We start from the raw sequence: 21008 nt of genomic DNA, 5'->3' as shown, positions 1-21008 counted from the left end.
TTATTAAGCTTCGTGAGATTTAAAATCCAATTCTGAGTAATCTCCTAAACTGATACTGCGCGAAACACCGTAATATTTGGCATTGTTTCCGATCATTGTATCTGTAAGATTTGCATTACTGATGATTGAATTTTCTTGAATCAAACTGTTATCAATATTCGAGTTTTCAACAACCGTTCCATTTCCTAATGAAACAAAAGGTCCAATTTTCGAATTTTTAATCACAACATTTTCTCCAATAAAACATGGTTCGATGATTAATGAATTGTCAATTTTTGCAGAAGACGAAATCGTTTTGAAATCTTCTTTATCTAAATTCAACACACGTGTATTGGTGTCAACTGTAACCGCTTTGTTACCACAATCCATCCATTCGTCCACTTTTCCAAGTGTAAATTTATCACCCGCAGCACGCATATTTTCTAATGCATCCGTCAATTGATATTCACCACCTTTTTGAATATCATTTTCCAATAAATATTCGATTTCTTTATACAGCTTTTGTCCATCACGGAAAAAGTAAATCCCGATAATCGCTAAATCCGAAACAAAATCTTTTGGTTTTTCAACGAAATCTGTAATAACGCTATTGTCATCTAATTTCACTACACCAAAAGCCGAAGGATTACCAACTTGTTTTACCCAAACAACACCGTCCGACTCCATATCTAATTTGAAATCTGCACGGAATAATGTGTCAGCATACGCCACAACCGTTGGTCCGTCCAAAGCTTCTTTCGCCATCCAAATAGAATGCGCTGTTCCAAGCGGCTCCAATTGATGACAAATTGTTCCTTTTGCTCCTAATTTTTCTGCAATTGCAATTAAATCAGCTTCAACCTCAGCTCCAAAATCACCAATTACAAAAGCAATTTCGTCAATTTTTTCTGAACAAACCTTCGCAATATCTTCTACCAAACGATGCACGATTGGTTTTCCTGCAATTGGAATTAATGGTTTTGGTGTTGTTAATGTATGAGGGCGTAAACGTGAACCACGTCCTGCCATTGGGATAATAATTTTCATTTTATTTCTAAAAATATTTTTTGTTAGATTGATATTTTATAATTGAATTACTTCTTTTTTAGATTCTTCGACAAGCTCAGAATGACAAAAAAATTATTGTTTTCCTGTACTTCCGAAACCTCCAGCTCCGCGTTCAGTTTCATTTAAAGCGTTAGATTCTTCCCACTCAACCGTTTCGTGTTTCGCGATCACTAATTGTGCAATACGCTCCCCATCGTTGATTGTAACGGCTTCGTTTGAAACATTAGCTAAAATAACACCGATTTCTCCACGATAATCTGCATCAATTGTTCCAGGAGAATTCAAACAAGTTAAACCATATTTTAACGCCATTCCACTACGAGGACGAACTTGTGCTTCGTAACCTGCTGGTAATTCGATGCTCAATCCTGTTGGAATTAATCTTCTTTCCAAAGGTTTTAATTCGATTGGTGCATCAATGTTAGCTGTTAAATCCATTCCAGCCGATAAAGCTGTTTTATATTCTGGTAAAGCGTGTTTCGAGATGTTGATAACTTTTACTTTCATCTTTATTTTCTTAGTTTTTTAAGTGTATTTTTTTCCGCAAACGCAATAAACGCAATGTACACGATAAGAATCAGATTACCAATAATCAAATTAGAATCGAGAATGTAATAATTTGTACATGCTAAAGCAATTGCAATTCCCATGTAAAGTACAATTTTATTGACTTTATACGGAATCGGATAAACTTTCTGACCCCAAATGTACGAAATCACCATCATTACACCATACGCCAATAAAGTTGTCCAGGCAGAAACCATAAAACCATATTTTGGCAATAAAAAAACATTCAAAATAATAGTAATCGCACCACCAACCAATGAAATTATAGTTCCGATACTTGTTCTATCCGTTACTTTGTACCATGTTGAAAGGTTATAATAAATTCCGAAAAATAAATTCGCAATTAAAATAATTGGGACAATATCTAAAGCATTCCAATACGTTGAATTTGGAACAAATATTTTCTTAATCCAGTCAATATTTGCTAAAATTCCAAGAATTACAATATTACAAATGATACTGAAAAAGAACAAAATATTCGCGTATGTCTGTTTTGCATCTCCTTTTTTGGCAACTTTAAAGAAAAATGGTTCTATTCCCATTCGATAAGCTGTTACGAAAAGCGTCATTAATGTTGCTAATTTGTAACAAGCGCCATAAGAACCCGCTGCTGCTGGATCTATTAATTGTCGTTGAACTAATTTATCGAAATTTTCATTTAAAATATACCCCAAACCAGCAATCATAATCGGATAACCGTACAAAAACATTTGTTTGAAAAGTGATTGATCAAATTTGAATTGAACATGACGTACAACGCCTATTAATAATACAAATCCTAAAATACTCGCTAATAAATTCGCTATAAAAGGATAGGAAATCGCATTATCAAAACCTAAACCTAGCATAAAATCTTTCGAAACATAATACAACAAACCAATTGTCAAAACTGCTTGAAAAACATTCTGAATTACGCGAATTGTTGTATATAATATTGGTCGATTTTTAAAACGTAGAACTGCAAAAGGGATCACACAAATTGCATCAAAAAAAGCAATCCACGCAAACCACAAAATATATTCTGGGTGATCGCTATAATTTGCAGAATCTGCCAGAGGTTGTAAAAAAAGAAAAACTAAAACGAGCATTGCAGTAGAACTCATCACCATAAACCAAAAAGCTGTATTCAACACTTTTTGATACATTCCTTCTTCGGTTGCATAACGGAAAAATGCAGTCTCGAAACCAAATGTTAAAATGACATTCAGGAAAGAAACCGCAGAATATAATTGAGAAAACATTGCAAAATCTGAATTATCAACTTGCTTGATAATAAAAAAATTCAATGCTAAAATAATTACCCTCGGCAATATAGAGCCAATACCGTAGATAATGGTCTCACTAAAAAGCTTTTTATACAAAGTCGTTAAAATTTTTACAAAATTGAGTTTCTTTTCGTAAAATTCAAAATACCTAAGCTACAAATTAATTAACTTTGTCTATTCAATACATATATTATGATAGAGTTATCTAATCGTAAAGTTGGATTAATAGGGAATGGAAGCTGGGCAACTGCGATTGCAAAAATGCTGAATAAAAACCTTGAAACTTTCAACTGGTGGGTAAAAGATGAATACGTAAAAGGATATTTGGAGCGAAATAGACACAATCCAAATTATTTAACTGATGTCGAATTTAAGTCAGAAAAGCTTAAAATTTCAACGGATATCAACGAAGTTGTCATGAATTCGGATATAATCTTTTTGGTTGTGCCATCTATTTACGTTGCCGATTGTTTAAGTAAATTAACTGTTCCGTTGACAGATAAATTTGTAGTAACATCAATCAAAGGAATTATTCCAGATCATTATCAATTGGTTGGACAATATTTGTTTGATAAATTCGATGTAAAAGAAGAACAATTAGGAATTGTAAGTGGTCCTTGTCACGCTGAGGAAGTTGCTTTGGAGCGTCTTTCTTATTTAACAATTGCGGCGCAAGACGAAAACAAAGCACAAGTTGTTGCGGATTGTTTAGCATGTGATTTTATCAAAACGAAACTTTCAAACGATATTTACGGAACTGAATTTGGCGCGGTATTGAAAAATATTTACGCGATTGCAGCAGGTATAGCGCATGGTTTGGGTTATGGAGATAATTTCCAAGCAGTTTTGATGAGTAATGCGATTCGAGAAATGAATCATATTTTAAAAACTGCAAGTCCTATGAAGCGTAAAATTAACGATTCGGCTTATTTAGGCGATTTGTTAGTAACAGGATATTCGTTCTTTTCACGAAATCGAATGTTCGGAAATATGATTGGAAAAGGTTACACCGTAAAATCTGCTATTTTGGAGATGAATATGGTTGCCGAAGGTTACTATGCGACAAAAGGTGTGGCAATTATGAATGAGCAATACCAAATAAAAGCGCCAATTATCAACGCTGTTCATAAGATTTTATACGAAGATAAAAACGCAAAAAAAACTTTCGAAAAGTTGTCTAAAAAATTAGATTAAGATGATTAAACAAGATTTTATTTCAAAATATATTCAAGAATTAAACAAAACATTGGCTCGAATCATTTCGTTAGAAGTTGGAAATGCAGATGAAGGTTTTTTGATTATTTTCAATCAAATGTTACAATCGTATTACAAAATTGATGATAATAATTTGTCGACTTTATTGGAAGCAAACGAAGAACGCGATCAATTTTTGTTGGCAGATGAATTGAAAAAGAAAAATATTTTGACGTTTATGAAAGCGATTCGTATTTATCTCAATCGAGAAGATTTTACAAAAGCAAAAGCATCTTACGAAGTCTTGAAACGCATTGAAAGCATCAATTCTGGAATTTTTCAATTTCCGACAGAAGAAGATCATTTGATTGTACAAGAACGAAAAGTTGTGGAAGAAAAAATGAGTAATTTGTAATAAAATCAAACTTTATAAAATTTCAAAAAAGCTGTTAGAAAACTAACAGCTTTTTTTTTGTATCTTAACACAACCTAAATCAACCTACTATGGATAACATTCTTTCATTACTATCATCATTATTTTGTTTTTTTCTCCATTTGCACTACTTCTTGGAATAACTTTTTGGGCAAGTAAATCACGCGAAAAGAAACAAAATGCTTTGTTAACACAAGTTCCTCCAAATGTAGAATTTAAAGCAGTTTTGCGTTATAACTTTGGAAATCTACAATCAAAATTCTTAAAAATGAAAGCGTTTCAAGGAAGTGGTGTTTTATATGTTTTGGACGACAAAACACATTATATCACCACAAATAATCCGAATGATAATTTTATTTTTGACTTGAAAACTTCACAAATCAATTGGATTGGTGTTAATCTTACAAATGGTTTGTTGGAATGGTTTCAATTGAAAAATGGAGAAAAAGATTATTATTTCAATGTCGAAACGGGCATGTTTATTTTTAATATAAATTCTAAAAAAAATGAACACAACACAAGTTTTTAATTACTTAAAAGAATCGCAGAAAAAATATCAATAATGCTAAAACCACTTCACAACGAAGTGGTTTTTCTATTTAATCAGAAAATCATCAACTCAAAACTTAATGATTTATTTTCCAATTTGTCCGTATCTTTGCGCAAACACAACAAAACAATGCAAATTTTAGACGGTATTAAACTGGCAAAAGAGATCAAACAAGAGATCAAGGAGCTGGTACAGAATTACAAGGACCAAGGAGTTCGTGTACCACATTTGGGTGCAATTTTAGTAGGAAGCAACGGCGCTTCTCAAACCTATGTTGACAATAAAATCAAGGATTGTCATTTTGTAGGTTTTGAATCATCAGAATTACGTTTACCAGATACAATTTCTCAAGAAGATTTAATTGCAGAAATTGAAAAATGGAACAATGATGATACATTGGACGGATTTATCGTGCAATTACCATTACCAAAACACATCGATCAAGAAGCGGTTATCAATGCAATTGATCCTAAAAAAGATGTAGATGGTTTTCACCCGATGAATTTCGGTAAAATGGCGTTAGAGATGGAAACATTTTTACCTGCTACTCCTTACGGAATTATGGAAATGCTAGAGCGTTACAACATTGATACAGCTGGTAAACATACAGTTGTGATTGGTCGTTCTCGCATCGTTGGTCGCCCAATGAGTATTTTGATGAGTAAAAACGGAAATCCTGGAAACAGTACAGTTACATTAACACACTCAAAAACTCAAAACTTAGAACAATTTACAAAAGAAGCTGATATTGTGATTACCGCATTAGGTGTTCCAGGTTTCTTAAAAGCTGATATGGTAAAAGATGGAGCGGTTATCGTTGACGTAGGAATTACACGCGTTGATGACGAAACTAATCCACGAGGATTTAGATTAGCTGGTGATGTAGATTTTGATAATGTAAAAGAAAAAGCATCGTGGATAACGCCAGTTCCAGGAGGAGTTGGACCTATGACACGCGCTATGTTATTAAAAAACACATTGTTGGCATACAACAACAAAAAATAAAATTATGATACACATTGCATCAACAACTGCAGAAGAACAACAATTGATACAAGAAGGGAAATTATTGCCTGTAATGGAGCATTTTTACACAATTCAAGGTGAAGGAATGTATACAGGTGTGGCTTCTTATTTTATTCGATTAGGAGGTTGTGATGTTGGTTGCCATTGGTGCGATGTAAAAGATAGTTGGGATGCTGAAAAGCATCCCTTAACTAACGTTGATGAATTGGTGGATTTGGCAACTTCTCAAGCCAAAACAATCATCATTACAGGAGGAGAACCTTTAATGTGGGATTTGACTTATTTGACAAAAAAACTACACGAAAAAGGTGCAAGAATCCATATTGAAACTTCGGGTGCCTATCCGTTGAGCGGAGAAATTGATTGGGTTTGTCTTTCTCCTAAGAAATTAATGTTGCCGTTAGACGAAGTTTGCGAAGCTGCAAATGAATTGAAATGTATTGTGTTCAATAATCACGATTTTCAATTTGCTGAAGAACAAGCTGCTCGAGTTGGAAAAGATTGTACGCTTTTCTTACAAACAGAGTGGAGCAAACGCGACAAAAACCTTCCATTGATTGTGGAATATGTAAAAGAAAATCCAAAATGGCGTTATTCTTTACAAACACACAAATATTTGGATATTCCTTAGAAATTTATCTGTTTAAAATCAGTTCTATTTAGACTGAGTAAATTTTTTTAAGTTACTGAATTTCATTATTTTTACATCAAACAAAAAATTGAAATAATGAAAAAAATAGCTTTGATGAGTTTCGCGGCAATTTTGATGATGAGCTGCGGAGATTCTAAGAAAGATGAATCAACTCAACCAGAAATAGATTATAGTACAGCTCCATCAGAAGATGCTGAAACTTCTACAGCTACGCCTGCTACAAACAATCATATTGTTTTGAAAGCGAGTGATGATATGCGCTACGATAAAACTGAATTTACAGTAAAAGCTGGTGAAGAAGTAACTTTAATCTTAATGAATGCTGGTGAAATGTCAAAAGAAGCAATGGGACATAATTTTATTTTGTTAAAACCAGGTTCTGATGCTTCTGCTTTTGCAAATACAGCGGCTTCTGCTAAGGCGACAGATTATATTCCGACAGAATTACAATCAGAAATTATTGCGCACACAAAATTGTTAGGTGGTAAAGAAAATGATCAAATCAAATTTACCTTAGAAGAAGGTACTTATGATTTTTTATGCTCTTTCCCAGGACATTTTGCAACAATGAATGGAAAAATTAAAGCAGTTAAATAGATTGTGCAATTATTTTTTATGTCAAATATAGTTTTGGCACAAATATTGAAATATTCATGTACGTATAAGATTTAGTAGAGTAAATTTTGTCCTCATGTGTTAATTTTAAGCCTGTTTTTCAACAGGCTTTTTTGTTTTTCAACAATTTAATATTCAAATATTTAACACTTATTTTAAACATTTTTATCCTATAATTTCATAACTTGTTAGTCACAATCAAAAAAATACTTTATTATGGGAAAGAATGTAGCACATCAAATTGTAGAATTACTAGAAAAAGCGAATATAAAACGTGTTTATGAAGTAACTGGTGATAATCTCAATTTTTTTAATATCGCAGTTAAACAAAGTGACAAAATTGATTGGGTTCATGTAAGACATGAAGAAGCTGGTCACAAAAATTCATAAAAAAATCCGCTCATTGAGCGGATTTTTTAGTAATTATATTGATAAATTATTTTCTCCAATATTTATAAGCATTGATTAATCCATTTGTAGAAGCATCATGAGAAGTAACTTGCTCATCATTTTCTAACTCTGGTAAAATCACATTTGCTAATTGTTTTCCTAACTCTACTCCCCATTGATCGAAAGAGAAAATATTCCAAATAACACCTTGCACGAAAATTTTGTGTTCGTACATCGCAATTAAATTTCCTAAAACTTTTGGTGTCAATACTTCATATAAAATTGAGTTTGTTGGACGATTTCCTTCAAAAATTTTGAAAGCTGCTAAGAAATCAATTTCTTCTTTCGATTTTCCTGCTTTTTCTAATTCTGCAACAACTGTTTCTTCATCTTTTCCAAATGCTAAAGCTTCTGTTTGAGCAAAAAAGTTTGACAATAATTTTGCATGATGATCGCCTAAAACATTCAATGAATTAGCACCTGCAATAAAATCAGCTGGAATTAATTTTGTTCCTTGATGAATTAATTGATAAAAAGCATGTTGTCCATTTGTTCCTGGTTCTCCCCAAATAATTGGTCCCGTTTCATAATCCACTTTTTTTCCATCACGCCCCACATATTTACCATTCGACTCCATGTCTCCTTGCTGAAAATAAGCTGCAAAACGCGATAAATATTGCTCGTAAGGTAACAAAGCAACCGAATCAGCTCCAAAGAAATTGTTATACCAAATTCCTAAAAGCGCTAATACAACTGGAATATTTTGATCTAAAGTTTCTGTTTTGAAATGTAAATCCATTTCGTGAGCTCCTTCTAATAATTCTTCGAAATGATCAAAACCAACTGCCAAAGCAATGCTCAAACCAATTGCGCTCCATAATGAATAACGACCACCAACCCAATCCCAAAACTGGAACATATTTGCCGTATCAATTCCAAAATTTGCAACACCTTCTGCATTTGTTGATAACGCCACAAAATGTTTCGCTACATCAGCTTCTTGTGCATCAGAATTTAAAAACCATTCTTTTGCAGAAAACGCATTTGTCATCGTTTCTTGCGTTGTAAATGTTTTTGAAGCAACAATAAATAATGTTGTTTCTGGATTTATTTCTTTAAAAGTTTCTGCTAAATGCGTTCCATCAATATTCGAAACAAAATGAATATTCAAACGCGTTTTATAATGTTTCAGTGCTTCTGTAACCATCACTGGTCCAAGGTCAGAACCACCAATTCCAATGTTGACAACATCTGTAATTTCTTTACCAGAAAAACCTTTCCATTCACCCGAAATTACTTTCTCCGAAAAAGATTTCATCTGATCTAATACCTCATTAATTTCAGGCATCACATTTTTTCCATCAACTAAAACTTCTTCATTAGAGCGATTACGTAAAGCTGTATGCAGAACAGCTCTTTTTTCTGTCACGTTAATGACATCTCCTTCAAACATTTGTTGAATCGCTGCATCAACATCCATTTCTTTCGCCAAATCAACCAAAAGTTGAATCGTTTCTGCATTAATTCTATTCTTCGAATAATCCACTAATAATGAAGGATATTGAATCGAAAATTCTTCAAAACGATTTACATTTTGAGCAAATAATTCTTTGATTGACGTATGTTGAATCGTTTGAAAATGTTGTTCTAACGCATTCCAAGCATTCGTAGTTGTTGGATTGATTGTATTTAAAGCCATAATATTTTTAGTATTCTTTCCTTAACAAATTTAATCATTTCAAATTCATCTCAAAATCAATATTATTGCGATAACGTTGTAGCAGAAAAATTTTAAGAAATAATTATCTATCTTGTCATGTAACCTTTTTAAAAACAATTCGTCTTATAAACAAAAACAATAAAATATGCGCAACTATTTTTTTATATTAATCGTAACAATTTGTACAATTCTTCAAGCTCAAATTCAATTGAAAGGAAGTGTAAAAGACAGTAATAATTTAGCTATACCTTATTGTTCGATTGGAATAAAAAATTCAGAAGTTGGAGCTATTACAGATGAAAATGGTCTATTTTCAATCGAAATTCCAGAAAATTTCACAAAAAGTCATTTAATTTTTGATGCAGCTGGTTATAAAGAAGTTTCGAAATCTATTGAAGAAATTCAACAAAACTCAGTTATAATTTTAAAGGAAAAAGAAGTTTCATTAGCTGAAGTTATTGTTAAATCTGAAAAAATGAAAGAAAAAATAATTGGTCAAAAAACTCGTCCAATGCTTACTTTTTCTAAAATGTTTGATGAAAATGTACCTACAATTGAACAAGGAAATATTTTTGAAATTTACCAAAATACAAAACTTAATGCGTTTAACTTTCATATTATTCCAAGTTCTAAATACGAAGAAATCACTTTGAAAGTTAATATTTACGCATTTAAAAATGGTTTACCAACAGAATCGCTTTTAGATGAGAATATTATTTATAAAACTTCTACAACTGCATGGCAAAAAATTAATTTAGCACCTTATAAATTTCGTTTCAAAAATGTAGACCAAATTGCTGTAACACTGCAATTAGTGAACTATAAAAAACTTGAACATGAAGATTTTGTTTTTGGTATTTCTGCTAAAAAATCTTTAGCAAAGGATTTATTGTTTAGGTATCAAAGTCAAGGAAATTGGGAAGCTTCTGCAGGAGTTTTTATCGCTAACTTAGAAGTTTTATATTCAAAAGATAGATTAACTATAACAGACGAAAAACCTGAAGAAATTGATACAAAAACACAAGAATTAATTTCTTATTATCAACATAAAGAGAAGGCTAAAAAATCTGTTTACGGAAAAAATAAAAGTGGAAAATACATTAATTTGGCTGATGCAAAAATCTATTACGAAGAATATGGAGAAGGCGAACCGTTGATATTTTTGCACGGAAATAATGGAAGTATTGAAGACTTTTATCAACAAATTCCATTTTTTGCGAAGTATTATCGAGTAATTGTTCTTGATACGCGCGGACAAGGTAGAAGTACCGATTTGACAAATACACCTTACACTTATGAAGAGTTTGCAAATGATTTATTTCAAGTAATTCAGCAACTTAATTTAAATAAAGTCAATCTTATTGGTTGGAGTGATGGTGGAAATACAGCTTTAATTTTTAATTCTAAATATCCTGAATTAGTTAATAAAATTGTAACAATTGGAGCAGTTCTTAATCCAAATGGAGTAAGCGAAGAACTGATTGGGAGTTTGAAAAGTTTAGCAAATAAGCCTTCCGAAAATACCAATTTACGTTTAATCAACTTAATGTTAAATGAACCAAATATCACAAAAAATGAATTAAATAAAATTCAAAATCCTGTATTGGTTATTGCTGGTGAAAAAGATGAAGTAAAAGAGAGTCATACAAAAGAAATTCAACAAAATATTTCAAAAGCAGAATTATTCATCATTCCAAATTCAACGCATTATGTTCCTTTTGAACAGCCAAAAGTATTGAATGAAGCTATTTTGAGGTTTTTGAAAAAATAGGAACATAGGTTTAGTTTTCATTTTCTCCATATCTTTACCCAACTAAACCAACTCAATGAAATACATCACAGGTTTTTTCGTCCTTATTTGGCGCATTTGGATGATTTTATTAGCCGCAATTTATGTCCTAACAATTGGTGTTTTTATCGTGCTACCTTTGGCAAGTTTCGAAAAAACATTCCCATATATTTATCCGTTAATTAGATATTGGGGCAAATTTGTGTTGTATGGAACAGGATTCAGAATAGATTACAAAAAACTTGTTCCACTCGATCCGAAAGAAAATTATGTTTTTATAGCTAATCATACTTCGGTGATGGATATTATGTTGATGTTGACGATTCTAAAACATCATCCTATCGTATTTGTTGGCAAGGCAGAATTGCTTAAAATCCCTATCTTTGGAAGAATATTCGAACGAATTTGTATTCCTGTCGACCGAAAAAGTGTACGTAGTAAAGCACTAGTTTATCCAGAAGCAAAGAAAAAATTAGACAAAAATCTGAGTATTTTTATTTTTCCAGAAGGTGGTGTAACAAACAACAAAGAATTCAAGATTTATTTGGATCCTTTCAAAGATGGAGCGTTTAACATTGCGATTGAAACACAAACGCCTTTGGCTGTTTTGGCGATTCATGGTGTTAATAAAATGTTTCCATTCAATTGGTTTCGAGGATATCCAGGGAAAATAAAAGTTCGATTAGTGGCGACTTTCGAAACGAAAGATTTGAATGTAAAAAACGATAAAGTGGCGCTGAAAGAAGCTGCTTACAACATGATTTTAAAAGATTTAGAACAATGAAAAATTTAGTTTATATCGCATTAGGAACGGCTTTAACGACGGTTAGTTGCAATAAACAAATCACTTCTACCACAGAAACTGAAGCAAAGGATAATCAAACTTTTGCTGATTTAGATAAAGCTCGCATCAAACATTTGAGTTTAGATATCGAAACTGATTTCGATACGCATCAAATCAAAGGTTCGGCGGCTTATACATTCGAAAATAATCAAGCAAAACAATTGATTTTAGATACAGAAAAACTAACAATTGATTCAGTTTTATTAGCGAATGGAAAAACAACAACATACAAATTAGGTGAAAAAGATTCTATTAAAGGTCAAGCCTTAATCATTGATGTTACGCCAAATGATACAATTGTAAAAGTTTTCTATAAAACTTCGCCTGATGCAAATGCCTTACAATGGTTAAATCCGCAACAAACACACGATAAAAAACATCCATTTTTATTGTCACAAGGACAAGCAATTTTAACACGTTCTTGGATTCCGATTCAAGATACACCAAGTGTTCGTCTTACATATGATGCGAAAGTAAAAACACCAAAAGATTTGTTGCCTTTGATGAGTGCAATCAATCCGAAAGAAAAAAATGCAGAAGGAGTTTATACTTTCAAAATGCCACAACCAATTGCACCTTATTTAATTGCTTTGGCTGTTAGTGATGTGCAATATCAACCCATCGATAACAGAACGGGTGTTTATGCAGAACCTGGTTTGTTAAAAGCTGCTGCGTGGGAATTTGCTGATATGGGAAAAATGGTAACTGCTGCCGAAAAATTGTACGGAAAATATCCTTGGGAACAATTTGATGTCTTGGTTTTACCACCTTCGTTTCCGTTTGGTGGAATGGAAAATCCGCGTTTAACGTTTGCTACGCCAACTGCTATTGTAGGTGATCGTTCGATGACGAATTTGATTGCACACGAATTGGCGCATTCTTGGTCTGGAAATTTGGTAACGAATTCTACTTGGGATGATTTCTGGGTAAATGAAGGATTTACAGTTTATTTCGAACGTAGAATTATGGAAGAATTAGAAGGAAAAGATTATGCGGATATGATTTCGGTAATTGGATTTCAAGATTTAGAAACATCGATGAAAAATATTCCAGAAAAATATACTTCATTAAAAGTGAACATGAAAGGAGCAAATCCTGATGATGCTTTTTCTGATGTTCCTTACGATAAAGGTTATTTATTTTTGAAAATGTTAGAAGATAAATATGGCCGTGAAAAATTTGATAAATTCTTGAATCAATATTTTTCTTCGCATGCTTTCCAAACGATGACTACAGAAAAATTTGTCGAATATTTGAAAGCTAATTTGACAAATGGAGACGATTCTTTTGTTCAAGAATGGATTTATAACATAGGTTGGCCAAAAGATTTGAAAAAACCTACTTCAAAATTATTCGATTTAGCAGAAGCACAATTACAGCAAGATATTACAAACGGAAGAAATAAAGTTGCACCAAAAAAAGTGGCGATATCTACGAAATCTACAAACGAATGGGTTCATTTTATTCGTCAAATTGATACGACTAAAAACACAAAAGAAGATTTAGCTTATTTGGATGCTATTTATGATTTTACAAATTCAAAAAATCCAGAAATTGAATGTGCTTGGTTCGAAAAAGCATTTTTAATGCATTACGATAAAGTCAACACAAATGCGAAAGAATTCTTGGTAAATGTTGGTCGTCGTAAATTTTTAGAACCTTTATATTTAGCTTTAAAAGAATCTAATCAATTAGATTTAGCGAAGAATATTTACAAAGATGCACGTCCAAATTATCATTTTGTTGCGCGTCAAACAATTGACACAATGTTAAACTACAAACCATAAAACATGGCGATTGTAGCATATACAGACGGTTCGTCGTTGGGAAATCCTGGTCCAGGAGGATTTGGTTGTATTTTGTTGGAAACCGAGAAAAAAGTCAAAAAAGAAATTTCTCAAGGTTTTCGATTAACAACGAATAATCGAATGGAATTGTTGGCAGTCATTACGGCTTTGGAAACGCTAAAGTTTACCAACACGGAGATTACCATTGTGACGGATTCTAAATATGTGGTAGATGCTGTGGAAAAACGTTGGGTTTTTGGTTGGGTGCAAAAGAATTTCAAAGGAAAGAAGAATGCTGATTTGTGGAAAAGATTTTTAGAGGTTTATAAAATTCATCGCGTAAAATTTCAATGGATAAAAGGTCATGCTGGACATCATTGGAACGAAGAAGCTGATAAATTGGCAGTTGCGGCAGCAAATAAACCAGAAAATTTTAAGATAGATTCTTACTTCGAAATTCATCAAAACGAAGAATAATTTTCTACTTTTGTGAGGCAGAGAGAAAAATGAAAATGAAGACGTTGTGGAGATTTCTCCTACTACTTTTAATTACAATTTACAGTTGTTCGCCTAAAAAAGAAAAAGGTGAACTTGTCTACTTTAGTGGACGAATCGCAAATGCGCAAACAGATAGCATTTATCTATTATTGAATAATCGTGAAAAAGCTTTTGCTTTAGATTTTGATGGAAACTTTTCGGATACTCTTCAGTTAGTTGACGAAGGCTACAAAACACTTTCTATCGAGCGCGAAGAGTTTACAATTTATTTGATTCCAGGTGATAGTTTGATTCTAAATACAGATTTAAAACATTTGGAGAATAATTTCAAATTCTCTGGAATAGGAAAAAATCGAAACAATTATTTGGTTGACAAAAGTTTTAAAACGGATAAATTCTTAACTGAACATACCGAATTATTTAAACTTGCTCCGCCAGATTTCAAAAATCAAATCAAAAAGTTTCATCAAAAAGTTTTCGAAAATTTAGAAAAATTAGAAGTTAATTCTTCATTCATCAAAACAGAAAAAACGAATTTAAATTACGATTTTATCAATTTGTTGTACATATACAAGGATTCGTACACTTACTACAATCCTGCTTCACAACAATTACCCGTTAATTTTTTGACAGAATTAGACAAAATTGATTTAGATAATGACGAGGATTATAGAACGTATCAGAGTTACCGTAATATTGTCTTAACAAACTTACAAGAAAAATTATATCAAGGTCTTTCCCCAGATACTTTATTGGAAAACATCAAAAGTCAATCGATAAAAAACGGATTTATTAATTCATTAATTTACGAACTTGATCCAAAAGATCCGAATAGCAACGGAATTTATCAAGCAATACAAAAACATTGCAATTATCAACCTTGGCTGAATGTGGCTGCAAAGCGCATGAAAAAATTTGGTTGATAACTTAAAAAAATAAAAGCCACTTCTTTCGAAGTGGCTTTTATTTTTAATATTATATCTCTTATTGTCTTTGTCTCACTGCTTCGTAAACACAAATCGCTGCAGCATTACTTACGTTCAGTGAATCTACAAAACCTAACATCGGAATTTTAATCAACGAATCTGAATGATCAGCCCAAAAATCCGAAAGTCCTGTTGCTTCAGTTCCTAAAATAATCGCAGATGATTTTGTAAAATCAGTCTCGTATAAATTCTTTGTTTCATCTCTCAAAAATGTTGAAACAACTTGAATATTTTTCGACTTTAAAAAATCCAAAACAGCCTCTTTACTCGCCGATGCAATTTGATTGGTAAACAATGTTCCAACCGAAGAACGAATCACATTCGGATTGAAAAAATCAACTGTTTCATCACAAACAATTACAGCATCTACTTTTGCTCCATCTCCAGTTCGTAAAACTGCACCAAGATTCCCTGGTTTTTCTACAGCTTCCAAAACAACAACCAACGCATTTTCTGGTAATTGTAAATCCGTTAATGTTGAAGATTTCGTTATATAAACACCGATAATTCCTCCTGTCGATTTTCTATATGCAAGCTTTTCAAAAACTTGTTTGGTAATTGTAAATACTTTTGCCTGTCCAAAATCTATTGATTTGTTATAAATATCTTCGCAAATATAAATTTCAACCGCTTCGTAACCACCTTTTACAGCTAATTCATTTTCTTGTGTTCCTTCCACAATAAATAAACCTTGATTTTTACGTTCTCTCGATTTTTCTTGCAATTTCAGCAAGTTTTTAATCCTTGGATTTTGAAGACTTTCTATTAACATTTTACAAAATTACTCGAAATTCTTTGAAGTAGATTCAAATTATTTCATTGTTGCTAATTTTTTACTTACAACTTTTACTAACTTATATTTTAATGAAGATGCATCTGCTGGTGGATTTTCAATTTCAGATTTTGAAACAATAATTTGATATTCATAACCTGGTTCATGCTTAAATCCTTCAATCTGATTATAAAAATATTGCCATTCAGCTGCATTTGCTTCTTTTACCATCATACATTGCATTTTTGCAACTCCTGCGGTACATTCTCTTGTTTCTGGAGCAACTGTTAACAATTCTTCTCCTTGTTTCAATTCTTTAGTTGAAGCACAAGAGGCAAATAAACCGATACTTAAAATACTTGATAAAATAATTTTTTTCATGGAATATCATTTATTGTTTGACAACAAATATTATGCTAAAAACTAACTTAAACTTCAAAGTAAATTCATTCTCAAAAATTTAACTTGATTATAAATAACTTAATCACTTGTATTTTTTGTTGTACCTTTGCACCTTAAAATCAGAATTTTCGTATGACCAAAGATGGAAAAATGGAGTTGATGGCTCCTGCTGGGAATTTCGAATCGTTACAAGCGGCTTTAGATAATGGAGCTGATTCTGTATATTTCGGAGTTGAGCAGTTGAATATGCGTGCGAGAGCATCAATAAACTTTACAATGGACGATTTACCAGAAATCGTAAGACGTTGTGAAGAAAAAGGTGTGCGTTCTTACCTTACTTTAAATACAATTATATACGATCACGATTTATCTTTAATCAAAAACTTATTGGACAGAGCAAAAGAAGCAAATATTACGGCTGTTATTGCGATGGATCAATCTGTTATTGCTTATGCAAGACAAATTGGGATTGAGATTCATATTTCGACACAAATTAACGTTACGAATATCGAAACAGTAAAATTCTATGCAATGTTTGCTGATACAATGGTATTGTCGCGTGAATTGAGTTTGAAACAAGTGAAAAAGATTTGTGAACAAATTATCAAAGATGATGTTCGTGGACCGAGTGGAAATTTAGTTGAAATCGAAATTTTCGGTCACGGAGCATTGTGTATGGCTGTTTCAGGTAAATGTTACTTGAGCTTACATTCGCACAATTCTTCTGCAAATCGTGGAGCTTGTAAACAAAACTGTCGTAAAAAATATACGGTAATCGACCAAGAATCTGGTTTCGAAATCGAATTAGATAACGAATACATGATGTCGCCAAAAGACCTTTGTACAATGGAATTTTTGGATGAAGTGGTTGATGCTGGTGTAAAAGTATTGAAAATTGAAGGTCGTGGACGTGCTCCAGAATACGTTGCAACTGTAATTCGTGCGTATAGAGAAGCGATTGATTCTATTGCGGATAAAACATATTCAAAAGAAAAAGTGGATTACTGGATGGGATTATTGCAAACTGTTTATAATCGTGGTTTTTGGTCTGGATATTATTTAGGTCAAAAATTAGGAGAATGGTCTGCTGTTCCAGGTTCTATGGCAACTCAGAAAAAAGTTTATATCGGAAAAGGAGTTCATTTCTTCCCAAAACCAAGTATTGGTCAATTTGTAATTGATGCCTATGATTTGAAAGTTGGAGATTTGATTTTAGTTACAGGACCAACAACTGGAGCCAAAGAAATGGTGGTAACAGAAATGATGGTGGAAGATGTAAAATCTGATACAGCTAAAAAAGGTGATTCGATTACAATTCCGATGGAATTTAGAATTCGTCCTTCTGATAAATTATACAAATTAGTAAAAGTAGAAGAGCCAGGAACGCAACAAAATAGTGTTGAAGAAGGCGCTTATTCTCATTAAAAAATAGTTATCAATGGTCATTATTACGTTACAACGCGATAAATGCATCGGATGCAACTATTGTTATGAGTTAGCACCAGAACGATTCAGAATGTCAAAAAAAGATGGTAAATCTGTTTTATTAAAAGCAATTGATAAAAAAGGTTTCCATACGTTAAAAGATCCTGATCATTCTATCGCAGATAATTGCGAACGTGCTGCCAAAGCTTGCCCTGTAAATATAATTACAGTAAAAGAAATTTAGGTTAAAACATTAGCTATATAAAAGTCCATCAAAATTTTGATGGACTTTTTATTTTTTTAATTTTATTTAATTAATATACAAATTCATAAAAGATATTTACGGTTTCCCTTTTTTTTATAAGCAACCTTTTATACATATTTGCATCTATATAGAAAACAAATAAACTATAAAATGTCTAAACCGAAAAGAATTCACAAAACTTACAAAAAGTCTTTATTCAGTAAAATGAAAGTAAAACCGGTAAACTTATTACTATTTATGGCAATCGCTTGTTTTATTTTTGTTTTAGTTTTTCTAAATTAATTGGAATTTATTACTCTCTACTTTTTTACTTTGATAATTTCTTAACTTCGTATCAAACTACGAAGAAATGACAAAATCTGAAGCTAGAAAATATTATCGAACGTTGAGAAAATCATTCACTAAAGAAGAAGTAAATAACTTGAGTGATCAAATTTTCGAACACATCAAACACTTAGATTTTTCTACAGATCAGACTTTTCATATTTTCTTACCTATCGAAAAAAATAACGAAATCAATACTTATCCAATCATAAATTGGCTATTTCAACAACAAAAAGAGGTGGTTTTGCCTTTGGTTATTGGCGATGATATGATTAATTGTAAAGTAGAAAAAGGTTTCGAAACGGTATTAAATTCACTTCAAATTCCAGAACCTATTCAGTATTCAGAAATTGATTCTAAAGCTATTGATGTTATTTTTATTCCAATGTTTGTTGCCGATAAAAAAGGAAATCGTGTAGGTTACGGTGGCGGATATTATGATAAATTTTTGGCAAGATGTAAACCTAATTCAAAAAAAATAGGTCTAACTTATTTTAGACCTATCGAATATATTGAAGACGCTTATTTCGGCGATTTTCCTCTTGATTTCTGTATTACTCCAGACGGAATTGAATCTTTCTGAATTGAGTCTTTTTTATCATTTAACGTTCTAAAATAGAATTTAAACTCTCTCTGAAACTTAATCGGCTCTTGTTTTAACACAAATACACCAACATGATTATTCGTTTCGATTAACTTTTTATCCGAATTGAAATAATTAATTGTATACGCAATTCGCTTGATAGAGTCTGGTGTAATTGAATCTTTTGGTAAAATTGCAAATTTAGAAATGGAAGTAAATGTTACTTTTTTTGAACGAAGTTCTCTCAATAACGAAAATATTTCGGTCGTATCTTTTTTAGGAAAATAAGACAACAATTGATCTCTCAACAAACTATCAACAACCGTATCATTGGTGTTAGATGCCAACGCCGAAAGCTCAAAAAACTCGCGCAATTTCTGCTTTGCAATAAAATTTACAGCTTCTACCGAATCCATTTTACTACTTACTGTCGATGCCTCGTTTTTGTAACCTTTTATCGCTTCTGGGTTGTAATCTCCTTTATATTTATCGTCTTTGCACGAAAATATCATCCAAAAACTCATCAGCAATATCATGCTAAACTGAACTATTTTACTTATCGTTCTCATCTTGCTGGATTTTAAATTTTAATTTCACAATTTTTCCATTTTTCCTTTCCGATTCGATCAAAGAAAAATTCTTTAACGATGTCGTAGGCATTGTAACTAAATTGATATATTGTTGTTTCGAAAGAATCTCTACACCAAAAAAATCATTGTCATACACTTGATAAATCAACGCATCATCCGCAATCATTTGATTTAGCTTAGAAATTCGTTGTTTCAGATCTTTTGCTGAATTCGAATAATAATACAGCATAATTTTATAATCATCTGGCTCTAACAAAAGCTTTTCTGGCTGATTATATTGATGCAAATTAACCTTAAACGTATCTTGTTTATAATAAGGTGAACTCACAAACATCTTGATTGTATCTTTTTGCGATTCGAATTTGATACAACCTGTTTTCGTTGATAAATAAAGTGGCGTAAAACCATCTCTAATAATTGTAACCTCAACAGAATTGGTAATTGCAGCTTGTCTATCCGAATCTACAAAACAAAATTCATATTCTCGCTGACCAAAAATTGAATAATAAATAGTTGCTCCAATTCCGCTCAACAAAACAACTGCTGCTGCTATTATCGAAATCAATTTTAGCTTAGGTTTTGTTTTAGCAACTTTCTCTTTTACCGGAATTATTTCTTTTTCTGTTGATGGTTTAACATCTGCTGGAATCTCTACTTCAGATTCTTCTGGAATTATATGTTCTGATGAAAAATTTTCGTTTTCTGTTACTTCAATCGTCGATTCTTCAGTCTTATTTGGACCAAAATGTTCGATTTTCTGAACATTAAGAAAGTGTGCCCAATTTTTATATCCACAATATTGCGCCAAAAGATTGAGCATATCAATACGCGGAAGTTTCTTAAAATCTGACTTAAAATACGTATAAAACCATTTTTCACTAACAGTAGATCTGGTTTTATTGAATAAATCGTCTTGAAAAGATGTAATTTCTTGCCCCTTCCAATCGGAGATATTATCGGATTGAGCAGAATTTTCTTCCAAAAATCGATTTGAAATCGTTTTTTTCAGAATTTCGAAAATTTCTATATCTGTAAATTTGCTCAAAAAAATAAAATTTATAAAGTTGGTTTTCAGTATTTTGTAAAATAATTTCGATTTTACAAATTGTCTTTTAATACAACTACAAATAAAATAATTTTTTTGATATGTTGAGTTGTATTTCTTTATTAATGCGTTGTTAAATGATTTCTTTTGTTGTAAAACATTTGTTGAATATTAGATGATTGGATTACAATCATCTTACAACTATTTTGCTTCAAAAAACTTTGATGTCTGCTTAACTT

General features: G+C 31.9%; 23 protein-coding genes. 15 read left to right on the top strand and 8 right to left on the bottom strand.

Annotated features, from left to right (window positions below; translation table 11 throughout):
- Window positions 1-3: 3 nt before the first annotated feature.
- The 3 genes from G0Q09_RS09255 to G0Q09_RS09245 form a co-directional block, all read right to left on the bottom strand.
- Window positions 4-1026, bottom strand: coding sequence for a sugar phosphate nucleotidyltransferase (locus G0Q09_RS09255; RefSeq protein WP_219034665.1), 1023 nt, complete (start codon window positions 1024-1026; stop codon window positions 4-6).
- 93 nt (window positions 1027-1119) lie between these two features.
- Window positions 1120-1554, bottom strand: coding sequence for a dUTP diphosphatase (gene dut, locus G0Q09_RS09250; RefSeq protein WP_038336568.1), 435 nt, complete (start codon window positions 1552-1554; stop codon window positions 1120-1122).
- Between the two features lie 2 nt (window positions 1555-1556).
- The gene (locus G0Q09_RS09245; RefSeq protein WP_125349197.1) at window positions 1557-2975 is read right to left on the bottom strand and encodes a lipopolysaccharide biosynthesis protein; all 1419 of its coding nucleotides are present in this window, start codon (window positions 2973-2975) and stop codon (window positions 1557-1559) included.
- 96 nt (window positions 2976-3071) lie between these two features.
- Here G0Q09_RS09245 and G0Q09_RS09240 point away from each other — a divergent pair, with 96 nt between their 5' ends.
- The 7 genes from G0Q09_RS09240 (at window position 3072) to G0Q09_RS09210 (ending at window position 7739) form a co-directional block, all read left to right on the top strand.
- Window positions 3072-4073 carry an NAD(P)H-dependent glycerol-3-phosphate dehydrogenase gene (locus tag G0Q09_RS09240; RefSeq protein WP_038336564.1) on the top strand — a complete coding sequence of 334 codons (1002 nt, stop codon included), beginning with the start codon at window positions 3072-3074 and terminating at the stop codon, window positions 4071-4073.
- A 1-nt stretch (window position 4074) separates the two neighbouring features.
- The gene (locus G0Q09_RS09235; RefSeq protein ID WP_038336563.1) at window positions 4075-4488 is read left to right on the top strand and encodes a hypothetical protein; all 414 of its coding nucleotides are present in this window, start codon (window positions 4075-4077) and stop codon (window positions 4486-4488) included.
- Between the two features lie 124 nt (window positions 4489-4612).
- Window positions 4613-5035 (top strand): hypothetical protein, encoded by a 423-nt coding sequence (locus G0Q09_RS09230; RefSeq protein WP_219034664.1) that lies wholly within the window; start codon window positions 4613-4615, stop codon window positions 5033-5035.
- A gap of 150 nt (window positions 5036-5185) precedes the next feature.
- Window positions 5186-6061 (top strand): bifunctional 5,10-methylenetetrahydrofolate dehydrogenase/5,10-methenyltetrahydrofolate cyclohydrolase, encoded by an 876-nt coding sequence (locus G0Q09_RS09225; protein WP_038336522.1) that lies wholly within the window; start codon window positions 5186-5188, stop codon window positions 6059-6061.
- Between the two features lie 4 nt (window positions 6062-6065).
- A complete protein-coding gene (locus G0Q09_RS09220) occupies window positions 6066-6713 on the top strand; it encodes a 7-carboxy-7-deazaguanine synthase QueE (RefSeq protein ID WP_052217917.1) in 648 nt (215 codons plus the stop codon).
- A gap of 96 nt (window positions 6714-6809) precedes the next feature.
- Window positions 6810-7331 (top strand): plastocyanin/azurin family copper-binding protein, encoded by a 522-nt coding sequence (locus tag G0Q09_RS09215; RefSeq protein ID WP_125349193.1) that lies wholly within the window; start codon window positions 6810-6812, stop codon window positions 7329-7331.
- Window positions 7332-7565: 234 nt separating this feature from the next.
- Window positions 7566-7739, top strand: a complete 174-nt coding sequence (locus G0Q09_RS09210) for a thiamine pyrophosphate-binding protein (protein ID WP_219034663.1) — start codon at window positions 7566-7568, stop codon at window positions 7737-7739.
- 46 nt (window positions 7740-7785) lie between these two features.
- On the opposite strand, the gene pgi is transcribed toward G0Q09_RS09210, so the two are convergent.
- Window positions 7786-9438 (bottom strand): glucose-6-phosphate isomerase, encoded by a 1653-nt coding sequence (gene pgi, locus G0Q09_RS09205; protein WP_219034662.1) that lies wholly within the window; start codon window positions 9436-9438, stop codon window positions 7786-7788.
- 166 nt (window positions 9439-9604) lie between these two features.
- On the opposite strand from pgi, the gene G0Q09_RS09200 reads away from it, so the two are divergent.
- Genes G0Q09_RS09200 through G0Q09_RS09180 form a run of 5 tightly spaced genes read left to right on the top strand, consistent with a single transcriptional unit; the run spans window position 9605 to window position 15300 of the window.
- Window positions 9605-11230 carry an alpha/beta fold hydrolase gene (locus G0Q09_RS09200; protein WP_219034661.1) on the top strand — a complete coding sequence of 542 codons (1626 nt, stop codon included), beginning with the start codon at window positions 9605-9607 and terminating at the stop codon, window positions 11228-11230.
- A gap of 55 nt (window positions 11231-11285) precedes the next feature.
- Window positions 11286-12032: a lysophospholipid acyltransferase family protein gene (locus G0Q09_RS09195; RefSeq protein ID WP_257468160.1), complete on the top strand. Its 747-nt coding sequence runs from the start codon at window positions 11286-11288 to the stop codon at window positions 12030-12032.
- Entirely contained in the window at window positions 12029-13879 is a 1851-nt protein-coding gene (locus G0Q09_RS09190; RefSeq protein WP_219034660.1) for a M1 family metallopeptidase, read from the top strand. The genes G0Q09_RS09195 and G0Q09_RS09190 overlap by 4 nt, the downstream gene beginning before the upstream one ends.
- A 3-nt stretch (window positions 13880-13882) precedes the next feature.
- On the top strand, window positions 13883-14356 hold the full coding sequence (gene rnhA / locus G0Q09_RS09185; RefSeq protein WP_038336544.1) for a ribonuclease HI: 474 nt from the start codon (window positions 13883-13885) through the stop codon (window positions 14354-14356).
- Window positions 14357-14385: 29 nt separating this feature from the next.
- Window positions 14386-15300, top strand: coding sequence for a hypothetical protein (locus tag G0Q09_RS09180; RefSeq protein ID WP_219034659.1), 915 nt, complete (start codon window positions 14386-14388; stop codon window positions 15298-15300).
- A 61-nt stretch (window positions 15301-15361) separates the two neighbouring features.
- Here G0Q09_RS09180 and G0Q09_RS09175 read toward each other — a convergent pair whose 3' ends face one another.
- Together G0Q09_RS09175 and G0Q09_RS09170 are read right to left on the bottom strand one after the other, a co-directional pair.
- A complete protein-coding gene (locus tag G0Q09_RS09175) occupies window positions 15362-16135 on the bottom strand; it encodes a TrmH family RNA methyltransferase (protein ID WP_219034658.1) in 774 nt (257 codons plus the stop codon).
- Window positions 16136-16174: 39 nt separating this feature from the next.
- Window positions 16175-16516, bottom strand: a complete 342-nt coding sequence (locus tag G0Q09_RS09170) for a DUF4377 domain-containing protein (protein WP_219034657.1) — start codon at window positions 16514-16516, stop codon at window positions 16175-16177.
- 153 nt (window positions 16517-16669) lie between these two features.
- On the opposite strand from G0Q09_RS09170, the gene G0Q09_RS09165 reads away from it, so the two are divergent.
- The 3 genes from G0Q09_RS09165 (at window position 16670) to G0Q09_RS09155 (ending at window position 19134) form a co-directional block, all read left to right on the top strand.
- Window positions 16670-17962: a peptidase U32 family protein gene (locus G0Q09_RS09165; protein ID WP_219034656.1), complete on the top strand. Its 1293-nt coding sequence runs from the start codon at window positions 16670-16672 to the stop codon at window positions 17960-17962.
- A gap of 13 nt (window positions 17963-17975) precedes the next feature.
- Window positions 17976-18206, top strand: a complete 231-nt coding sequence (locus tag G0Q09_RS09160; RefSeq protein WP_038336269.1) for a ferredoxin — start codon at window positions 17976-17978, stop codon at window positions 18204-18206.
- Window positions 18207-18576: 370 nt separating this feature from the next.
- Window positions 18577-19134 carry a 5-formyltetrahydrofolate cyclo-ligase gene (locus G0Q09_RS09155; protein WP_219034655.1) on the top strand — a complete coding sequence of 186 codons (558 nt, stop codon included), beginning with the start codon at window positions 18577-18579 and terminating at the stop codon, window positions 19132-19134.
- Here G0Q09_RS09155 and G0Q09_RS09150 read toward each other — a convergent pair.
- Window positions 19074-19703 carry a hypothetical protein gene (locus G0Q09_RS09150; protein ID WP_219034654.1) on the bottom strand — a complete coding sequence of 210 codons (630 nt, stop codon included), beginning with the start codon at window positions 19701-19703 and terminating at the stop codon, window positions 19074-19076. The genes G0Q09_RS09155 and G0Q09_RS09150 overlap by 61 nt on opposite strands.
- On the bottom strand, window positions 19687-20769 hold the full coding sequence (locus tag G0Q09_RS09145; protein WP_219034653.1) for a hypothetical protein: 1083 nt from the start codon (window positions 20767-20769) through the stop codon (window positions 19687-19689). Before G0Q09_RS09145 ends, G0Q09_RS09150 begins: the two co-directional genes overlap by 17 nt.
- Window positions 20770-21008: the final 239 nt, after the last annotated feature.

The sequence above is a fragment of the Empedobacter falsenii genome, from assembly GCF_019308355.1.
Lineage (GTDB): Bacteria > Bacteroidota > Bacteroidia > Flavobacteriales > Weeksellaceae > Empedobacter > Empedobacter falsenii_B.
This window is presented reverse-complemented; position numbering and strand designations above follow the sequence as displayed.